This is a genomic window from Streptomyces sp. WAC 01529 (assembly GCF_003945545.1).
Lineage (GTDB): Bacteria > Actinomycetota > Actinomycetes > Streptomycetales > Streptomycetaceae > Streptomyces > Streptomyces anatolicus.
Window position 1 is genome coordinate 4,506,174 of record NZ_CP029617.1, and the last position, 16,730, is coordinate 4,522,903.

The window sequence follows — 16,730 nt, forward strand, 5'->3', positions numbered from 1 at the left end:
AACACGCGGGCGGGCGGCGCATTTTGATGCGCCGTCCGCCCGTCGTCGTATGGGCGTACGCCCCCGGCCGGGGCGGCGGTGGGCCGGGCGTCTGACGGGCCGTGAGCCTTCTCTCGCGCTTCCCGCCATCTGCTTGGTGCAAATGGCTGCAATAGGGGTTGTATCGGACCCACGGCATGCGTTTGTCGCTCGTTTGGCGTGTAAGTTCCGGGGCCGAGAGCCATGGAAGGGACCAATCCGGTGAACAAGAAGCTTGCAGCCGCACTGTCCGGCGGTGCGGTACTGGTACTCACTCTGTCCGGGTGCAGCAGCGACGACGGCAACAAGGAACTGGACGACTGGGCCAAGAAGGTCTGCGACTCCGTCCAGCCGCAGTCGAAGAAGATCGCGGACGCCAACGCCGCGATCCAGAAGGAGACCTCCGACAACAGCTCGCCGGCCGACGTCCAGAAGACCGACTCCAAGGCGTTCCAGGACATGTCCGACGCCTACAAGGCGATGGGCGCCTCCGTGAAGGACGCGGGCGCGCCGCCGGTCGACGACGGGCAGAAGAAGACGGATGACGCCGTCAAGGAGCTGAACGGCATCTCCAAGTCGTACGAGGACCTGAAGAAGCAGGTCGACGGCTTGGACACCAAGAACCAGGCGGACTTCGCCGACGGCCTCAAGGACGTCGCGGGCGAGCTGGACAAGCTGAGCAAGAGCGGCAACGAGGCACTGGAGAAGTTGCAGGAGGGGGAGGTCGGCAAGGCGATGGGCAAGCAGGACAGCTGCAAGAGCGCCTCCGCCACGCCGTCGGCAGGGAACTGACCCCCGCTCCACACTGCCCCGGCGCCCGGGTACCGACCGCCCGCGCCGGGGCAGGGCCATGGAGCCGCTCGCGGGTCACAATGGGGGCGTGAGTAACGCCAGCCTCCCCCTGCCCTCGTCCGACCGCGCCGACGTAGCCGCCTCCTTGCGGCAGGCTCTGCTCGCCGCCGACTTCACCGCCGACGGGCTGCTCGAACTGCTCGGGGCGCCCGCCTACGCCGCGCTCGCGCGCAGCGAGACCGTGCCCGCGCTGCGGGCCACCCGCGGGGACAGCGGCCTCGCGGCCCTCGTGCGCCTCTTCCTGCTCCAGGAAACCGTGCCCCACGCGCGCGTGGCGGACGTCCTGCCCGTCGACGCTCTCCTGGAGAGCCGCTGGCTGGCCGGGCAGGGCGGTGAGCTGCGGGCGACCGTGGACGTGCGGCCGTACGGCGGGCCGAGCGGCGAGGACTGGTTCATCGTCTCCGACCTGGGCTGCGCGGTCGGCGGCGCCGGCGGCATCGGCAGCCATGACGAAGGCGTCGTCCTCGGCGTCGGCGGGGCGTCCACCACGCTCGCCGGGATCACCGTGCGGACGCCGGTCGGCAGCGCGCTCGACCTCGGCACCGGCTCCGGCATCCAGGCCCTGCACGCCGCGCAGCACGCCACGCGCGTGACGGCGACCGACCTCAACCCGCGGGCACTGAAGTTCACCCGGCTCACGCTCGCCCTCTCCGGGGCCCCGGAGGCCGACCTGCGCGAGGGCTCCCTCTTCGAGCCGGTGGGCGAGGAGACGTACGACCTGATCGTGTCGAACCCGCCCTTCGTGATCTCGCCGGGCGCCCGGCTCACCTACCGCGACGGCGGGATGGGCGGGGACGATCTGTGCCGGTCGCTCGTTCAGGAGGCAGGGGAGCGGTTGAACGAAGGGGGGTACGCGCACTTCCTGGCCAACTGGCAGCACGTGGACGGCGAGGAGTGGCAGGACCGCCTGCGCTCCTGGGTGCCGCGCGGCTGCGACGCCTGGATCGTCCAGCGCGAGGTGCAGGACATCACGCAGTACGCCGAGTTGTGGCTGCGGGACGCGGGGGACCACCGCCAGGACCCCACGGCGTACGCGCGGCGGTACGAGGCGTGGCTGGACGAGTTCGAGGCGCGCGGGACGCGGGCCGTCGGGTTCGGCTGGATCACGCTGCGCAAGACCGGGGCCGCCGAGCCGACCGTGACCGTCGAGGAGTGGCCGCACCCCGTCGAGCAGCCGCTCGGCGAGACGGTGCAGGAGTTCTTCGACCGCCAGGACTACCTGCGCACCCACGACGACGCGGCGCTGCTCGCCGGGCACTTCAAGCTCGCCGACGAGGTCATGCAGGAGCAGGTCGGGCTGCCGGGCGCCGAGGACCCGGAGCACGTCGTCCTGCGCCAGCACCGCGGGATGCGCCGGGCCACCAAAGTCGACACGGTGGGCGCCGGATTCGCAGGCGTGTGCGACGGTTCGCTGAGCGCCGGACGGATCCTGGACGCCATCGCGCAACTGGTCGGCGAGGACCCGGTATTGCTGCGGGACCGCACGCCCGCGCAGATCAGGCTCCTGGTGGAGCAGGGCTTCCTGCTGCCCGTCGGGGCGTAGGGCCTGACAGCTCCGGGCGCGGACGCTCCCGGCCCGTGCGGCAGCCCCCGGGGCCCCGGGGGCGGTGAAATCGGCCAACATCCCGTACGTATGCGGCGATTCGGATACGTACGACGGTTGAGCGGGCCGTCCGCCGTTCACCCGGATTTCGCGCTCCCGATTCCCGGCCGTGCCAGCCTCCTCGCGGACCGCCGAGGAAGAGCTGCACGGGGAGGCAAGGGCCATGGAGAGCGCACCCGCGATCTTCGCCGGAACGGTGTTCGCGCTGTTCGGCGCAGGACTGCTGCTGTGGACCGGGGCGCGGGTCGCGCACCGCGAGCCCGTCGCACACGGTGTGAAGCCCGTCGCATCGGCGACGCTCGCCGCGCTCGCGGGATCCGGGGCGCTGCTTCTCGGAGTGTGGTGTTTCACTCGCCTGTGACACGACCGCCGAGCCGTGGCGGACCGCCTCCTTCCGGTGAGGTGGGGCGTCGTATTCCGGCAGGGGCGAGGTGTCGTGCCCCGGCGGGCGGACGGCCGTACGGCGGTGGGGCTCGGGGGCGGGTTCCGGTGGCGCGGCGGGTCGTACTCCCGTAGGGAGAGGAGGCGCACTTCGGTGGGGCGGAGGGGCTCGGTCCGACGCGGCGGAGGGAGCCGTTCCAGCGCGACATAGGGGAGTGCTCCAGGACCCGGGAGGGGACGGGTCCGGTGATCGCGCCGGTGTGACGAGGTCGTCGCCCGGGCAGGGCGTCGAAACGGCAGGTCGCCACTCCGGGCGGCAGGAATGGCGGTAGTCGGGTTACCGTTCGAGTGGCCGTTGCGGGCTTTTCCCGTTTGACACGGGGGCGGGATGTACCGTCACACTCCGCAGCGACAGCGCAACGCAAGCCATGCGAGCACTGCCACCGCACGGCCAAGAGCACTGCCACGAGCAATGCCATCGCGCACTGCCAACGAGCGTCGACCGGAGAGAAGAGCGAAGTTGTCCCCGACCAGCGAGACCGCACAGGGCGGCCGCCGACTCGTCATCGTCGAGTCGCCTGCCAAGGCGAAGACGATCAAGAGCTACCTCGGCCCCGGCTACGTAGTCGAGGCCAGCGTCGGGCACATCCGCGACCTCCCCAACGGCGCCGCGGAGGTGCCCGAGAAGTACACCGGCGAGGTGCGCCGCCTCGGCGTGGACGTCGAGCACGACTTCCAGCCCATCTATGTCGTCAACGCCGACAAGAAGGCGCAGGTCAAGAAGCTCAAGGACCTCCTGAAGGACTCCGACGAACTCTTCCTCGCCACCGATGAGGACCGCGAGGGCGAAGCCATCGCGTGGCACCTCCTGGAGGTCCTGAAGCCCAAGGTCCCCGTCCACCGGATGGTCTTCCACGAGATCACCAAGGAAGCGATCCGCAGCGCCGTCGCCAACCCGCGCGAGCTGAACAAGCGCATGGTCGACGCCCAGGAGACCCGCCGCATCCTCGACCGCCTCTACGGCTACGAGGTCTCGCCGGTCCTGTGGAAGAAGGTCATGCCGCGCCTGTCGGCAGGCCGCGTCCAGTCCGTGGCCACCCGCCTCGTCGTCGAACGGGAGCGCGAGCGCATCGCCTTCCGCTCCGCCGAGTACTGGGACCTGACCGGCACCTTCGGCACCGGCCGCGCCGGTGACGCCTCCGACCCGTCGCAGCTCGTCGCCCGCCTCACCCAGGTCGACGGCAAGCGCATCGCGCAGGGCCGCGACTTCAGCTCCGTCGGGCAGCTCAAGGCGGGCAGCGCGGGCACCCTGCACCTGGACGAGGCGAACGCCCGCGCGCTGGCCGCCGCCCTCCAGAACACCGACTTCTCCGTACGGTCCGTCGAGTCCAAGCCCTACCGCCGCTCGCCGTACGCCCCGTTCCGTACGACGACGCTGCAGCAGGAGGCCTCGCGCAAGCTCGGCTTCGGCGCGAAGGCGACCATGCAGGTGGCCCAGAAGCTGTACGAGAACGGCTTCATCACCTATATGCGTACGGACTCCACGACCCTGTCCGACACAGCGGTCTCCGCCGCTCGCGCGCAGGTCACGCAGCTCTACGGCAGTGACTACCTGCCGGACAAGCCGCGTACGTACGCCGGGAAGGTCAAGAACGCGCAGGAGGCGCACGAGGCGATCCGCCCGTCGGGTGATCGTTTCCGCACGCCCGCCGAGACCGGTCTGACCGGTGATCAGTTCCGGCTCTACGAGCTGATCTGGAAGCGGACCGTCGCCTCCCAGATGAAGGACGCGACCGGCAACTCCGTCACGGTCAAGATCGGTGGCCGCGCCTCCGACGGCCGTGACGCCGAGTTCAGCGCGTCCGGCAAGACCATCACCTTCCACGGCTTCCTCAAGGCGTACGTCGAGGGCGCCGACGACCCGAACGCCGAGCTGGACGACCGCGAGCGCAGGCTTCCGCAGGTCAGCGAGGGCGACGCGCTCTCCGCCGACGAGCTGTCGGTCGACGGCCACGCGACCAAGCCCCCGGCCCGCTACACCGAGGCCTCGCTGGTCAAGGAGTTGGAAGAGCGCGAGATCGGCCGCCCGTCGACGTACGCGTCGATCCTCGGGACCATCCTCGACCGCGGGTACGTCTTCAAGAAGGGGACGGCGCTCGTCCCCTCCTTCCTGTCGTTCGCCGTCGTCAATCTCCTGGAGAAGCACTTCGGGCGACTCGTCGACTACGACTTCACCGCCAGGATGGAGGACGACCTCGACCGCATCGCGCGGGGCGAGGCGCAGGCCGTGCCGTGGCTGCGGCGCTTCTACTTCGGCGAGGGCGAGGCCTCCGGCGGCGCGGCCGACGCGGGCAACGGCGACGGCGACCACCTCGGCGGCCTCAAGGAGCTCGTCACCGACCTGGGCGCGATCGACGCCCGCGAGGTGTCGTCCTTCCCCGTCGGCGACGGCATCATGCTGCGCGTGGGCCGCTACGGCCCCTACATCGAGCGCGGCGAGCGGGACTCCGAGGAGCACCAGCGCGCGGACGTCCCCGAGGACCTGGCGCCGGACGAGCTGACCGTCGAGTACGCGGAGGAGCTGCTCGCCAAGCCGAGCGGGGACTTCGAGCTGGGCGCCGACCCGGCGTCGGGCCACCAGATCGTCGCCAAGGACGGGCGCTACGGCCCGTATGTGACGGAGATCCTCCCCGAGGGCACTCCGAAGACCGGCAAGAACGCGGTCAAGCCGCGCACGGCCTCGCTCTTCAAGTCCATGTCGCTCGACACGGTCACCCTTGAGGACGCGCTGAAGCTGATGTCGCTGCCGCGTGTGGTCGGCACCGACGCCGAGGGCGTCGAGATCACCGCGCAGAACGGCCGATACGGCCCGTATCTGAAGAAGGGCACCGACTCGCGCTCCATCGACAGCGAGGAGCAGCTCTTCACGATCACGCTGGAAGAGGCTCTGGAGATCTACTCCAAGCCGAAGCAGCGGGGGCGCGCGGCCGCGAAGCCGCCGCTGAAGGAGCTGGGCGAGGACCCGGTCAGCGGGAAGCCCGTCGTCGTCAAGGACGGCCGTTTCGGGGCGTACGTGACCGACGGCGAGACCAACGCGACGCTGCGGGCGGCGGACTCGGTCGAGGACATCACTCCGGAGCGGGGTTACGAGCTGCTCGCGGAGAAGCGGGCGAAGGGCCCGGCCAAGAAGACGGCCAAGAAGGCGCCCGCCAAGAAGGCACCCGCCAAGAAGACCGCCGCCAAGAAGACGGCTGCCAAGAAGACCACCGCTAAGAAGACGACCGCCAAGAAGACGGCCGCTTCCAGCAAGGCTGCTTCGGAGGACTGACGGCGCGGCGGGGGCGGGCGGCCTTGCGGTCGTTTGTTCGGGTGGGCCGACGAGGAAGTTGTCCGTCCAGATAGGCTGGACGGATGACGCGTGCCGAGCAGCCAACGGCCGGAATCCCGGCCCCCGACGACGCCCTGGTCGCAGATTCCCGAGAGCGTGCGGTCCGCGCTCTGCTGCGCGTACCGCAGCTGAAGCGGTTGTGGAGCGCGCAACTCGTCGGCAGTGTCGGCGACGCGCTCGCTCTGCTCGTGCTGGTGATTCTCGCGCTCCAGTCGGCCATCGCGGAAGGCGCCTTCGGAGGCGGCTACCGCGGCGTGGCCTTCGCCATCACCGCCGTCTTCGGAGCGCGTGTCCTCGCGACGCTGCTCTTCGGAGCGGTGCTCCTTGGACCGCTCACCTCCCTCACCTCACCCGGCGGACCGCTCGACCGGCGCTGGACCATGGTCGGCGCCGACGGCGTGCGCGCGGCGCTCCTGATCGTCGCGCCGCTGTGGATCGACTGGACACCGGACAACGCCCTCGCGGTGGTCCTGGTGACCTCCTTCGTGGTCGGCGTCGCCGAGCGGTTCTGGACGGTCTCCAGGGAGAGCGCGGCGCCCGCGCTGCTGCCCGCGCCGCCTCTGGAGGGCGCGACGGTACGGCCGCTGCCGGACCACATGGACGCGCTGCGGCGCCTGTCGCTCCGTACGGGATTCGTGGCGCTGCCCCTCGCGGCCGCAGCCCTCGTCGCCATCACGCTCATCGGCAACCTCCTGGGCGCCGGGCTCGACTGGTTCGCGCTGCACCAGGCGGGGCTCGCCTCGTTCCTCGCGGCCGGGCTCTTCGCCGGGTCGCTGACCATCGTCTACCTCCTGCGCTTTCCCGGTACGCAGACGCCACGCGCGCGTAGCCCCCTCGAAGGGCTGCGCAGGCCGCGTACGGGCACCGGCACCGACAAGGGGCGCACGGGTGCCATCCCGCTGCTCGTCCTCGCCTGTGCCGCCGTCGCCACCGCCATCGCCGCGGCCGTCGCCGTCGCCGTGCTGCACGCCAAGGACCTGGGCGGCGGTCCCGTCACCTACGGCCTGATCGTCCTCACGCTCACCGGCGGCACCGTCGTCGGCATCCGCACCGCGCCGTCCGTGCTGCCCTCCCTCTCGCGCCGCCGGCTGCTCGCGCTCGCGATCGCCCTCACCGGCCTCGCGCTGCTCGCCGCGGGCCTCGTGCCCGACGTGACGACCGTGCTGCTGCTCCTGGCCCTCACCGGGGTCAGCGCGGGCGTCGCCGCGAACATAGGGCACGCGCTGCTCGACCAGGAGGTCGAGGACTACCGCAGGGCCCGTACCACCGAGCACCTCCAGGCGGTCGTCAGGCTGAGCGTCGCGCTCGGCGCGCTCGTGGCCCCCGTGGTCGCCGCCGTGATCGGGCCGCACCGCATGGTCAACGGCAAGTTCGTCTTCGACCACGGAGGCGCCGCCTTCACGCTGATGCTGGTCGGCGCGCTGCTCCTGCCCGTGGCCGCGCTCGTCCTCGCCAAGGCCGACGACCGGCAGGGCGTGCCGCTGCGCCAGGACCTCCTCGACGCGCTGCGCGGCGGTGACGACCCAGTGCAGGCGCCCTGCGCCACCGGCTTCTTCATCGCCCTGGAGGGCGGTGACGGCGCCGGCAAGTCCACCCAGGCCGAGGCGCTCGCCGAGTGGATCCGCGCCAAGGGCCACGAGGTCGTCGTCACGCGCGAGCCCGGCGCCACGCCCGTCGGCAAGCGGCTGCGGTCGATCCTGCTCGATGTCTCCTCGGCCGGTCTCTCGCACCGGGCGGAGGCGCTGCTGTACGCCGCCGACCGCGCGGAGCACGTCGACACCGTCGTACGGCCCGCCCTGGAGCGCGGCGCCATCGTCATCTCCGACCGGTACATCGACTCGTCCGTCGCCTACCAGGGCGCAGGACGCGACCTCTCGCCGACCGAGGTCGCCCGCATCAACCGCTGGGCGACCGGTGGCCTCGTACCGAATCTGACGTGCCTGCTCGACGTGGCGCCCGAGGCCGCCCGCGAGCGGTTCACGGAGGCGCCCGACCGGCTCGAGTCGGAGCCCGCCGAGTTCCACGCGCGCGTGCGGTCCGGTTTCCTCACGCTCGCCGCGGCCGACCCGGGGCGCTATCTCGTCGTCGACGCCTCCCAGGAGCCGGAGGCGGTCACGACCGTGATCCGGCACCGCCTCGACACGGTCCTCCCGCTCTCCGAGGCCGAGGTGAAGGCCCAGGAAGAGGCCCGCAAGGCCGCCGAGGAGGAGGCGCGGCGCAAGGCCGAGGAAGAGGCCGCCCGCAAGGCCGAGGAGGAGCGCCTGGAGCGTGAGCGCCAGGAGCAGCTCGCCAAGCTGCGCGCCGAGGAGGAGGAGCGCAAGCGCCGCGAGCTGGAGGAGGCGCAGCGCCGCGAGGCCGAGCGGCAGGCCGAGGAGGCCCGCAAGCGTGCCGAGGAGGCGCGCCGCAAGGCCGAGGAGGAGAAGGCCAGGCTGCTCGCCGAGGAGAAGCTCAGGGCCGCCGAGGAGGCGCGGCGCCGCCGGGAGGTCGAGGAGGAGGCGCGGCTGCGGGCCGAGGCGGAGGAGCGTCGGCTGGAGAAGCAGCGCAAGGCGGAGGAGGCGTTGCTCCGGGCGGAGGAGGCGCGGCGGATGGCCGCGGCGTCGGCGGCTTCCGCGGCGGCGGCTGCGGCTGAGGCGGCTTCGGCTGCCGCGCCCGCTTCCGCGCCGGTTGCTCCGAGTGCGCCGGTTGCTCCGAGTGCCCCGGCTGCTCCGAGTGCGCCGGTTGCGCCGGCCAAGTCGGGGGCCGGGGCTTCCCCGGAGCCGCCCTCGTCCCCCGCGCCCTCCGTGCCATCCGCGCCGTCCGAGCCGCCCGTGCCGGACAACGAGACCACCGTGACCACGCCCGTGGTGGCGCCGCCTGCCGGGGCGACCGACGAGACCGCCGTGCTGCCTGCGGTGCGGCCCGACGGGCCGGGGCCGGAGGACACCGAAGTGCTGCCGCAGCCGCCGGTTCCGGGGGCGTCGGACGAGACGGCCGTCCTGCCCGCCATCCAGGAGGACAAGGTGCCGCCCGGCTACTTCCGGGACGAGCGTCCGTCGGCCGCCGAGGGCGCCAACGAACGCACGCGGGAGCTGCCCCAGATCGACGAGCGGGGCACGCCCCGGCGGTCCGGGCCCGAGTGGGCCGAGGAGACGCCGGACGACATGCCGACGCTGGCGGACGAACTGCTCGGCTCGCGCGAGGACGCCGTTGACGACGCCCACGACCCTCACGGCGCGGACGGCGCCGACGGCGAGGGCAGGCGGGGGCGCCGCGGCCGTCGGCGCTGATCGCGGAGACGGACCGGAGGAGAGGCTCGGAGCCGGGCGGCCCTGGTTGTCAGTGGCGTGTTCCACAATGGGCAGTCCGGCAAGAGCAGTGCGCAGCGTAAGGCGGTGACCCCCATGAGCGGGTGGGACGACGTGGCGGTGACGCCGTGAGCGTGTGGGACGACCTCGTGGGCCAGGACCGGGTGAGCGCGCAGCTGAGCGCCGCCGCCCGGGACGCCGACGCGCTGGTGACCGCGGTCGCCGCCGACACGCCCGTGCCGGAGTCGTCGAAGATGACGCACGCCTGGCTGTTCACGGGCCCGCCCGGCTCCGGACGGTCCACGGCGGCCCGGGCCTTCGCCGCCGCATTGCAGTGCACGAGCCCGGACCGCGCCCTGGGCGGCGTCCCCGGCTGCGGGTTCTGCGACGGCTGCCACACCAGCCTCGTCGGCACGCACGCCGACGTGGAAGTGGTGCGTACGGACCTGTTGTCCATCGGTGTGAAGGAGACCCGCGAGCTTGTCCGGCGGGCCCAGCTCTCGCCCGCGGTCGGGCGCTGGCAGGTCATCGTCCTGGAAGACGCCGACCGCCTCACCGAGGGCGCGGGGAACGTCCTGCTGAAGGCGGTGGAGGAGCCCGCCCCCCGCACGGTGTGGCTGCTCTGCGCGCCTTCCCTGGAAGACGTGCTGCCGACCATCCGCTCCCGCTGCCGGCACCTGACACTGCGTACGCCTCCTGTGGAGGCCGTCGCCGACGTGCTCGTACGAAGGGACGGCATCGAGCCGGATGTCGCCGCCGCCGTGGCGCGCGCGACGCAGGGCCACATCGGGCGCGCCCGGCGGCTCGCCACCGACCCGCGCGCGCGTGAGCGCAGGGCCGCCGTCCTGAAGCTGCCGCTGCGCGTGCAGGAGATCGGCGGCTGTCTGAAGGCGGCGCAGGAGTTGATCGACACCGCGTCCGACGACGCGAAGCAGGTCGCCGAGGACGTCGACGTCAAGGAGACCGAGGACCTGAAGGCGGCGCTGGGCGGCGGCCAGGGCAGCCGGATGCCGCGCGGCACCGCGGGCGCGATGAAGGAGCTGGAGGACAGACAGAAGCGCCGCAAGACCCGTACGCAGCGCGACAGCCTCGACCTGGCGCTCATCGACCTGACCGGGGTCTACCGCGACGTGCTCGCCCTGCAGCTGGGCTCCCGCGTCGCCATCGCCAACACCGAGGTGCAGGACATGCTGGAGCGCATGGCGCTCGGCACGTCGCCGGAGTCCACGCTGCGCCGCATCGAGGCGATCGGCGCCTGCCGCACGGCCCTCGACCGCAATGTGGCGCCGCTGCTGGCGGTGGAGGCGATGACGGTGGCGCTGCGGGCCGGGTGACGGGAGCGCGGCGGGGTGAGAGGGCGGGCCTGGCCGACCGGTTGACGAGGTCACCCGTACGAGTAGCGAGTGGGTACTGTATGTGTTCGCTCAGGCGCGGAGAGTTAGGGTCGCCTGATGGACATCAGTCGCCGCGAGCGTCGCAGCCTCAGCCGTCACCTCCCCTTCCGTACGTGCGGCACGCTGCTCGTGACCGCGGGGCTGCTCATCTCCGGCTGCTCGTCGGGGAGTTCGACGGCGGATGCCTCCATGGGCGCGCTGCCCCGCGCGACGCCCGCGGAGCTGGCTCCGTACTACGGCCAGAAGCTTCGCTGGCACGAGTGCGGTGTCGCCGGTTTCGAGTGCGCCTCGGTGAAGGTGCCGCTCGACTACGACAAGCCCTCGGCGGGCGACATCAAGCTGGCGGTGGCCCGTAAGCCGGCCACCGGGCGGAGCGCGCGGATCGGTTCGCTCCTGGTCAACCCGGGCGGCCCCGGAGGCGCGGCGATCGGCTACCTCCAGTCGTACGCGGCGCTCGGCTACCCCGAAGAGGTCCGCGCCCGCTACGACATGGTCGCCGTCGACCCGCGCGGCGTGGCCCGCAGCGCGCCCGTCACCTGCCTCGACGGCAAGGACATGGACGCGTACACGCAGACCGACATGACCCCCGACGACCGGCGCGAGACCGATCGGCTCCGCACCTCCTTCAAGGAGTTCGCGGACGGCTGCGAGAAGCGGTCGTCGAAGATCCTGCCGCACGTCTCCACCGTCGAGACGGCGCGCGACATGGACGTCGTGCGGGCGGTGCTGGGCGACGAGCGGCTGTCGTACGTGGGTGCCTCGTACGGGACGTTCCTCGGCGCGACGTATGCCGGGCTCTTCCCCGAGCGGGTGGGCCGCCTCGTCCTGGACGGCGCGATGGACCCCTCGCTGTCCGCGCGCCGCATGAACCGCGACCAGACCGCCGGCTTCGAGACGGCGTTCCGGTCGTTCGCGAAGGACTGCGTGGCGCTCGGCGCGGAGTGCCCGCTCGGCTCCGGGAGCCCCGACGACGCGGGCAAGCGGCTGAAGGCGTTCTTCGACGAGGTGGACCGGGCGCCCCTGCCCGCCGGTGACTCCTCGGGCCGCAAGCTCGGCGAGGCGCTCGCCACGACGGGCGTGATCGCCGCGATGTACGACGAGGCCGCCTGGCCCCAGCTGCGCGACGCCCTCGGCTCGGCGATCAGGAACAAGGACGGTGCGGCGCTGCTCGCCCTCTCCGACAGCTACTACGAGCGGAGCGAGGACGGCACGTACGCGAACCTCATGTTCGCCAACGCCGCCGTGAACTGCCTGGACCTGCCGCCCGCCTTCACCACGCCGGCCCAGGTCGAGAAGGCCGTGCCCGACTTCGAGAAGGCCTCCCCGGTCTTCGGCGAGGGCCTCGCCTGGTCCTCGCTGAACTGCGCGTACTGGCCGGTCGAGGCCACCGGCAAGCCGCACCGCATCGAGGCGGAGGGCGCGGCGCCCATCGTGGTCGCCGGCACGACGCGCGACCCCGCCACGCCCTACCACTGGGCGCGCGCCCTGGCCTCCCAGCTCTCCTCGGGCCGCCTCCTCACCTACGAGGGCGACGGCCACACGGCGTACGGCCGGGGCAGCGAGTGCGTCGACTCGACGATCAACGCGTACCTCCTGGAGGGCAGGGTCCCGGCGGACGGAAAGCGCTGTTCGTAGGGCGGGAGGGCCGCTTCGGGAGGGGTGTGCGGAGCACCCCCGGAAACTGTGTAGACTTGGCCGCGTTGCTGATCGCACGATGTGCGGACGGCGCGCCGCCTTAGCTCAGATGGCCAGAGCAACGCACTCGTAATGCGTAGGTCTCGGGTTCGAATCCCGAAGGCGGCTCTGTGGAAGCCCCAGGACTCACTCGCCGTGACCTGGGGCTTTTGCTTTTCCCGACTGGGAGCGGCGGTTATCTGTTCCAGTGCTGGGAGGTTTTGCCCGACTGGCAGGTCGAGGCTGAGATGCCGCCGCCGTAGGCCAGGTCCAGGCAGCCGCCGTTCGCGGTGCTTTTCAGGGTGTTGTTCGGGCCCCAGCGCCACAGGCGGGCCTCGCCCTGGGTGCAGTCGCCGACGAAGACCGCCTGGCCGAGCATGTTGGCGACCAGGCAGGAGCCGGACTCCTTGTTGACGACCTTGAAGCTGTTGTTCTCCGCGCTCACGGTGGACCATCTGGCGCTCGGGTCGCCGCAGGTGCCGTCGTCAGCGGCGCCGTAGACCTGGGTCAGGCAGGAGCCGTTGTCCGCGTTCTTCAGGCGGAACGGGCCCGAGGTGGGGTTCGAGGGAGCGTCCGTGTCGGTGTCGCTGCCCCCGTCGCCGCTCTCGTTGTCGCCGTCGGACGCGTCCGAGTCTGTGGAGCCGCCGTCGCCCTTGCCCTTGCCCTGGGAGGGGTTCTTTCCGTCGTTCGCGGTGTCCCCGTCCGACGCGTCGCCGTTCTTGCCCTTGCCCTGCGGCGCGTCTTCGTCGGTCTTGTCGCCGTCCGGGTCTTTGGGCTTCTTCGTTTTCTCTGTTTTGTCCGATTCCGGTTTGGCCGAGCCGTTCTTGTCCGGTGGCGCTGAGGGGTCCTTCGGGGCGGTCGCCGACGTGGAGGGGGGTGCGCCTGCCGCGCTGTCCGAGTTGGTGACGTAGGGGAGGTTCTGGAGCGCCAGTGTGGTGCCGGTGGCTATGACCACCACCGGGAGCACCGCCATCAGGGTGCGGGTGCGGCGGCGCGTGCGGCTGTCCTTGGGTGGGGCGGCGGGCGGGACTGCCTCCGGGGTGGGCTCGGGCGGTGGTGGTGCGGGGAGCTGGGTGGGGGGGTTCGCGGCGAACGCGGCGCGGCCCGCCAGGCGGTCCGTGATGAGCGGCGGCCAGGCGGGCGGGGTCGAAGGGCCTTCCCGCGCGGCCAGTTCGAGGAGTTCGGGGGCCGTCGGGCGGCCCTCGGGGTCCTTGTCCAGGCAGGCCGCGACGGCCTCGGCCAGGCGGGGGGCGAGGTGGCGGAGCGGGTCGAGGTCCGGGGTGTCGTGGACGATGCGGTAGAGCGGGCTGCCCTCGGCGCTGTCCTTGAACGGCCAGCGGCCGCTCGCCGCGTACGCGACCAGCAGGCCCAGCGTGAACATGTCCGAGGCGCTGGTCAACCGCCTTTTCCCCGAGGCCTGTTCGGGCGACATGTACGCGGGCGTGCCGACGATCAGACCCGTCTGGGTCAGCTGGCTCTGCTCCGCCGCGCGGGCGATGCCGAAGTCGATGAGCGTGACGCCGTCGAGGGTCAGCATGATGTTCGACGGTTTGAGGTCCCGGTGCACCATGCCGAGGGCGTGGACCGGCTCCAGGCCCGTCGCCAGCCCCCGCAGCAGCCGCCAGAGGGCGTCGGCCGGCAGCGGGCCGCCGTGCGGTTCGACGGCCTCCGTCAAGGTGATTCCGGGTACGTACGCGGTGGCGAACCACGGAGGTTCGGCGGTGCGGTCGCTCGCGAGCAGCGGCGCGGTGGCCCCGGCCGGCAGGCGCGCGAGGTTGTCCATCTCCTGCCCGAAACGGCATACGAATCCCTCGTCCTCGGCGACGACGGACGCCAGCATTTGCTTGACCGCCGCGTACCGCCCCTCGACGACGCCGAGGTAGACCCGGCCCATGCCGCCCGCCCCGAGGCGGCCCACCAGGGGGATCGTGCCGATCTGCCGCGGGTCCCGTTCGCGCAGCGGTTCGGCTCCGCTGCCCGTGAGGTCGAACCCGCCCTGCGCGTCTGCCCCGTTCACCGTCTCCCCGTTCACCGGCCTCCCGGCCGGACCCGTGCCGCTCCCGTGCGCACCCCCGTCCGCACGGACGGACACCGGCCCCGGCCGGGCCGGACATCAGTGTGGACCATCGGTCCCGCCGGGTGGAAGATCTTTCTAGAAAAGTGTTCCATTTTGGGGTTTAGCGTGCGTACGAGCCGAGGCCCACCAGGCAGTAGACGTACTCGTTGATGGTCGAGCCGTTGAGGGTGTAGCGGTACGAGAAGGCGTACTGCGTCTTGGGGTTGTCCTTGCAGCGGCTCAGGTCGGAGGTGAGGGGGATCGTCTGGATCACCCGGTAGTGGGCGTCGGAGGCGGAGCAGGAGACCTCCTCCACTCCGCTGACCTCCTGGGCCGTCTCGGAGTCCGGCAGCGTTCCGTTGAGGCAGGTGCCCGAGGTGTACGGGGTCGGGGGCGCGCTCGTGGGGGCGGCGGCGGAGGGCGTCGGGGCCGCGGTGGGCGGTTCGTACGTCGTCTCCGAGAGGGCCGACGGGGTGGCGTGGGTCGGTGGGGTGGACGAGGCGGTGTCGTCATCGTCTCCCTGGTTCAGGACCAGGGTGGCGATGAGTACGGCGCCGGCGACGCCGAGCACCGCCAGGCAGCCGCGGGCGCCGCCGGAACCGCGTGGTGCGGGGTTCGGCCGCGGCGGAGGAGTGGGCGACATGGGAGACGTGGGTTCGGACACGGGGTCAGTGTGGGGGAGACGGGTGGTCTTTTGAAGTGGATTTCTAGAAAACAGTTCTAGAAATTGTGTGGGGTGCGCAGGGGTTTACGCTGGTGGACACCATGAGCCCCAAGCAGCAACGTGGCGCGGAAACCGCCGAGCGCCTCCTGGACGCCGCCCTCCAGGTGTACGCCGAGTCGGGGGAGCAGGGCGTCACCGTCAGCGCTCTCACCAAGGCCAGCGGTGTCAGCCTCGGCAGCCTCTACCACCACTTCGGCAGCGTCGATGGCCTCATGCGCGTCCTGTTGCTGCGCTGGCTCGGGCGTCTGCTCGAGGAACTGGCCGGGGGCGTGGAGCGGGCCCGTACGGCCAAGGGGGCCGTGCGTGCGCTCGTACGGGTGTATCTGACGTTCATCCAGGAGCATCCGGACGCCTCGCGGCTTCTGCACTCCTCCTATGCCGACCGGGTCGGCATGGCGCAGGCCGCCCAGTTGCGTGACGCGCAGGAGGCCAGGCTGTCGCCGCTGACCGCCTGGGTGCGGCTGCACACGGAGTCGGGGGAGATCGCGGCGCTGGAGGCGCCGATGGTCGAGGCGCTGGTCATGGGGCCGATCGTCGCGACCGCGCGGCGCTGGCTCTCCGGCATCGACGACGCCGACCTCGATCAGGCCGCGCGGGTGCTTCCCGAGCGGATCTGGCGGTCCATCAGCCCCTGAAGGCGGGGTTATGGCGAGCTCCGGCCGGGGAGCGATCGGGCATGGTCGAAAAGGGTGCGGGGACGGGCGGGGCAGGGGCTGGGCCCGGGGGTGACGTGGGGGCTGCGGCCGCGGTCGGGACGGCGGCGGAAGTGGCCGCTCGGTACGGGCTGCGGGCCCTGCCGGTGGAGGGAGGTCTGTATCGGCGGACCTGGGCCGGTCCGCCGGATGCCGCCGGACGGCCGGCCGGCTCGGCGATCATCGTGCTGCTGACCAGCGCTCCGGGCGACTTCTCCGCCCTGCACCGGCTGCCCGTCGACGAGGTCTGGCACTTCTACGAGGGTGACGCCCTGGAGCTGCTGCTCCTCGCGCCCGACGGCACGGACCGCCTCGTGGTGCTGGGACGGGACGGGTGCGTCCAGTTCGTCGTCCCGGCGGGCACGTGGATGGGGGCGCGGACCTCGGGCGGTGGGCGGTACGGGTGGTCGCTGTTCGGGACGACGATGGCGCCCGGTTTCCTGCCCCGGGACTACGAGGGTGGCGAGGCGGAGGAGCTGTGCGCGCGGTATCCGGGCAGGGCGGGCCTCATCCGGGAGCTGTGCAGGGTGGGGGCGCCAGTGCGGATGGGGGAGTCGGATCAGGAGGCGGAGCCGATGCGGGTGGGGGAGCCGGGCCGGGTGGGGGAGCCGGGGCAGGGTGTCGGCTCGGGGCGGGGAGGAGAGGGCGATAAGTGAGAGGGGGA

Annotated in this window: 11 protein-coding genes and 1 tRNA gene; 10 read left to right on the top strand and 2 right to left on the bottom strand. The window is 72.0% G+C overall.

Annotation, left to right across the window (positions count from 1 at the left end; genetic code table 11):
- Positions 1–222 precede the first annotated feature (222 nt).
- The 8 genes from DMA15_RS20350 (at position 223) to DMA15_RS20385 (ending at position 12,723) form a co-directional block, all read left to right on the top strand.
- Positions 223–810, top strand: coding sequence for a small secreted protein (locus tag DMA15_RS20350; RefSeq protein WP_125514215.1), 588 nt, complete (start codon positions 223–225; stop codon positions 808–810).
- Positions 811–868: 58 nt separating this feature from the next.
- Positions 869–2,413, top strand: coding sequence for a class I SAM-dependent methyltransferase (locus DMA15_RS20355; protein WP_164551797.1), 1,545 nt, complete (start codon positions 869–871; stop codon positions 2,411–2,413).
- A gap of 223 nt (positions 2,414–2,636) precedes the next feature.
- Positions 2,637–2,834 (top strand): hypothetical protein, encoded by a 198-nt coding sequence (locus DMA15_RS20360; RefSeq protein WP_125514217.1) that lies wholly within the window; start codon positions 2,637–2,639, stop codon positions 2,832–2,834.
- Positions 2,835–3,374: 540 nt separating this feature from the next.
- On the top strand, positions 3,375–6,182 hold the full coding sequence (gene topA / locus DMA15_RS20365; protein ID WP_125514218.1) for a type I DNA topoisomerase: 2,808 nt from the start codon (positions 3,375–3,377) through the stop codon (positions 6,180–6,182).
- Positions 6,183–6,265: 83 nt separating this feature from the next.
- The gene (tmk, locus tag DMA15_RS20370; RefSeq protein WP_125514219.1) at positions 6,266–9,508 is read left to right on the top strand and encodes a dTMP kinase; all 3,243 of its coding nucleotides are present in this window, start codon (positions 6,266–6,268) and stop codon (positions 9,506–9,508) included.
- A gap of 146 nt (positions 9,509–9,654) precedes the next feature.
- Positions 9,655–10,860, top strand: a complete 1,206-nt coding sequence (locus tag DMA15_RS20375; protein WP_125514220.1) for a DNA polymerase III subunit delta' — start codon at positions 9,655–9,657, stop codon at positions 10,858–10,860.
- 117 nt (positions 10,861–10,977) lie between these two features.
- Positions 10,978–12,555: an alpha/beta hydrolase gene (locus DMA15_RS20380; protein WP_125514221.1), complete on the top strand. Its 1,578-nt coding sequence runs from the start codon at positions 10,978–10,980 to the stop codon at positions 12,553–12,555.
- 94 nt (positions 12,556–12,649) lie between these two features.
- Positions 12,650–12,723: transfer RNA gene (locus DMA15_RS20385), tRNA-Thr, on the top strand.
- A 67-nt stretch (positions 12,724–12,790) separates the two neighbouring features.
- Here DMA15_RS20385 and DMA15_RS20390 read toward each other — a convergent pair.
- Together DMA15_RS20390 and DMA15_RS20395 are read right to left on the bottom strand one after the other, a co-directional pair.
- On the bottom strand, positions 12,791–14,611 hold the full coding sequence (locus DMA15_RS20390; protein WP_125514222.1) for a protein kinase: 1,821 nt from the start codon (positions 14,609–14,611) through the stop codon (positions 12,791–12,793).
- A gap of 160 nt (positions 14,612–14,771) precedes the next feature.
- The gene (locus DMA15_RS20395) at positions 14,772–15,314 is read right to left on the bottom strand and encodes a hypothetical protein (RefSeq protein WP_125514223.1); all 543 of its coding nucleotides are present in this window, start codon (positions 15,312–15,314) and stop codon (positions 14,772–14,774) included.
- A 101-nt stretch (positions 15,315–15,415) separates the two neighbouring features.
- Between DMA15_RS20395 and DMA15_RS20400 the strand changes: the two genes are divergently transcribed.
- Together DMA15_RS20400 and DMA15_RS20405 are read left to right on the top strand one after the other, a co-directional pair.
- Positions 15,416–16,009: a TetR/AcrR family transcriptional regulator gene (locus DMA15_RS20400; RefSeq protein ID WP_125514224.1), complete on the top strand. Its 594-nt coding sequence runs from the start codon at positions 15,416–15,418 to the stop codon at positions 16,007–16,009.
- A gap of 95 nt (positions 16,010–16,104) precedes the next feature.
- Positions 16,105–16,722: a cupin domain-containing protein gene (locus DMA15_RS20405; protein WP_240660234.1), complete on the top strand. Its 618-nt coding sequence runs from the start codon at positions 16,105–16,107 to the stop codon at positions 16,720–16,722.
- Positions 16,723–16,730 lie beyond the last annotated feature (8 nt).

What these genes read in the sequence shown, in the direction of transcription:
- DMA15_RS20350 (WP_125514215.1), top strand. Translation starts at nt 223, where the DNA reads ATGGAAGGGACCAATCCGGTGAACAAGAAGCTTGCAGCCGCACTGTCC.
- DMA15_RS20355 (WP_164551797.1), top strand. Translation starts at nt 869, where the DNA reads ATGGAGCCGCTCGCGGGTCACAATGGGGGCGTGAGTAACGCCAGCCTC.
- DMA15_RS20360 (WP_125514217.1), top strand. Translation starts at nt 2,637, where the DNA reads ATGGAGAGCGCACCCGCGATCTTCGCCGGAACGGTGTTCGCGCTGTTC.
- tmk (WP_125514219.1), top strand. Translation starts at nt 6,266, where the DNA reads ATGACGCGTGCCGAGCAGCCAACGGCCGGAATCCCGGCCCCCGACGAC.
- DMA15_RS20380 (WP_125514221.1), top strand. Translation starts at nt 10,978, where the DNA reads ATGGACATCAGTCGCCGCGAGCGTCGCAGCCTCAGCCGTCACCTCCCC.
- DMA15_RS20400 (WP_125514224.1), top strand. Translation starts at nt 15,416, where the DNA reads ATGAGCCCCAAGCAGCAACGTGGCGCGGAAACCGCCGAGCGCCTCCTG.